The 2,477-nt window shown below is 36.1% G+C and carries 2 protein-coding genes; both read left to right on the forward strand.

The genetic code is table 11. The annotated features are described in order from the left end of the window. Positions 1-101 precede the first annotated feature (101 nt). Positions 102-1,625 (forward strand): IS21 family transposase, encoded by a 1,524-nt coding sequence (gene istA / locus OM075_RS24835; RefSeq protein WP_301193260.1) that lies wholly within the window; start codon positions 102-104, stop codon positions 1,623-1,625. 11 nt (positions 1,626-1,636) lie between these two features. Continuing rightward, the gene (gene istB / locus OM075_RS24840) at positions 1,637-2,392 is read left to right on the forward strand and encodes an IS21-like element helper ATPase IstB (protein WP_301193261.1); all 756 of its coding nucleotides are present in this window, start codon (positions 1,637-1,639) and stop codon (positions 2,390-2,392) included. The last annotated feature ends 85 nt before the right edge of the window (positions 2,393-2,477 follow it).

A 2,477-nucleotide genomic window follows, 5' to 3' on the forward strand; every position in this document is an offset into this window, starting at 1 on the left:
TGTATATATTAATAAAAAGGAGTCCACATATTAATCGAAAAGTATACCACTTGTTGTTAAGAATTGAACGTTAATTGTTACGTTCATTAATCATGATAAGTATGTATACAAAGCAAGAAATAATAATAAGAAGCTACAGAGAAGGAAAAAGTCAGCGAACTATTTCAAAGGATTTAAAAATTAGTCGCAAAACTGTAAAGAAATATATTGATGAATACGAAAATTTCAGACAACAGAAATCTGATTCATCATTATCATTACCAGAATACCTATCACAGCCAATTAATTATAAATTAGGAGAAAGGAGCAAGTTAAAATTAACTCAAGAAGTTCAGACAGAAATAGATCGTTTATTGTCAATTAACACTCAAAAGATCCAAAGTGGCCAGCGTAAGCAGGTCATGAAGAAAAAGGATATCTATGAGCATTTACAAGATCAAGGATTAGACATAGGATACACCACCGTTTGTAATTATATCCGGGAGAAAGAAAATATTCCATCATCGAAAGAAACATATATCCGTCAGGAATATCAGCCTGGAGAAAGTTGTGAATTTGATTGGGGAGAAATAAAATTACAGATTCAGAGTCGTCAAGTCCGATTACAGCTTGCAGTATTTACATCAACTTACAGCAATTACCGTTATGCCATGATCTTCCAAAGACAGGACACTTTATCTTTTATGGAATCCCACACTTCATTTTTTGAGTTTGCAGGAGGTGTTTATAAGCAGATGGTATACGATAATATGCGCGTAGCAGTAGCAAATTTTGTAGGGAAACACGAAAAAGAACCAACAAAGGCATTATTGCGGTTACGGGGGCATTACCAATACAGCCACCGTTTCTGCAATGCATATAGAGGCAACGAAAAAGGCCATGTGGAACGGAGTGTTGAATATATAAGGCGTAAAGCGTTTGGCTTGATAGATAGCTTTGAATCAATAGAATCAGCACAAAAAAAGCTAGATATAACTATACAAAAGATCAACCATACAAAACAACAATTAACAGGAAAAACAGCAAAACAGATGTTTGTTAATGAACAACAAACGCTGTTACCATGTCCTCCTAAGTTATCTTGTTATGAAGAAGCATACCTTAAGGTCGATAAATATGCCACAGTCTGTTACCGAACCAACCGTTACTCTGTTCCAGACCATTTGGTGGGGAATGTTGTTGAAGTACGTATCATGAGTAGCCAAATATTCATCTATACAAACGATACTCCAGTAGCAAGGCACCAAAGATGTTATGGCTTGCACCAATGGATCATATCAATTGAACACTACCTGTCAACATTTAAACAAAAACCTGGTGCGTTAAAAGGAAGTGTGGCCTTGGCAAGCTGTACTTACTTAAAATCCCTCTATAATGATTTCTTCAATGAAAACCCCCGCGATTTTATAGAGCTCCTGAGTTATTGCCAAAAGTACTCTATCGAGGGAGAAAGACTTGAAACCACCGTAAAACGGCTGTTGGATAGTGGTATAAAACATATCACATGGGAACAACTAAAAGCCTTGTTGGGAAACAAACAAGATACAGGCAACTACCAACCATCAGACCAAACAACAGGGTTTGCCAAGCAACAATTATCACAAATCACTGCACTACTAAATTAATAGATCAGACTATGGACAATCATATAAACAACGAAATTATCAGATATAGTAAAGAACTAAGACTTCCTGTTTTTAGACGGGATTTTAAACATATGGCACATGAAGCAGCTAAAGAAAAACTGGATTATGAACAATACCTTCTTCGCTTAATGGAAAAAGAGTTTGAAGCCCGACTTGAGAACAGAAAAAAATCACAAATAAGACAAGCCGGTTTTCCTGCAAAAATGTATTTAGGTGATTTACATAGAGACCAGTTGCCTGTAGATGCAAATGAAAAGTTACCATTATTAGAAAGGCTGGACTTTATAACAGAAGGTCAAAATATAGTATTGGCAGGAAACCCTGGTACTGGAAAAACCCATATCGCAACAGGACTTGGACTTAAAGCATGTATGCAAGGCTACAAAGTCCTTTTTACTACTGTACACAGGTTACTAACCCAATTAAGGGAGGCTCACTCAGAACGGACTCTTAGACAAATGGAACTTAGGTTCGAAAAATATGACCTTGTAATCTGTGATGAGTTTGGATACATCTCATTTGATAAAGAAGGTGCAGAATTATTGTTTAATCATCTTTCTTTAAGAGTAGGACGAAAATCAACAATCATTACAACAAATCTTGGTTTTGACAGATGGGAAGAAATCTTTGGGGACCCAGTCTTGACGGCAGCATTGGTAGACAGACTTACACATAAGGCTTACTTGATTAACATGAATGGGGAATCCTATCGGTTAAAAGAAACAAAACAAATGATGGAGAAATGAAAAACAAAACAACAAAAATCCGTGCACCAGATGATAGTTCTCTGGGGTACCCCAGAGAACTATCATCTTACTTTTTTATTTAAAT

The organism is Plebeiibacterium sediminum, assembly GCF_026013605.1.
GTDB classification, from domain to species: Bacteria; Bacteroidota; Bacteroidia; order Bacteroidales; family Marinilabiliaceae; genus Saccharicrinis; species Saccharicrinis sediminus.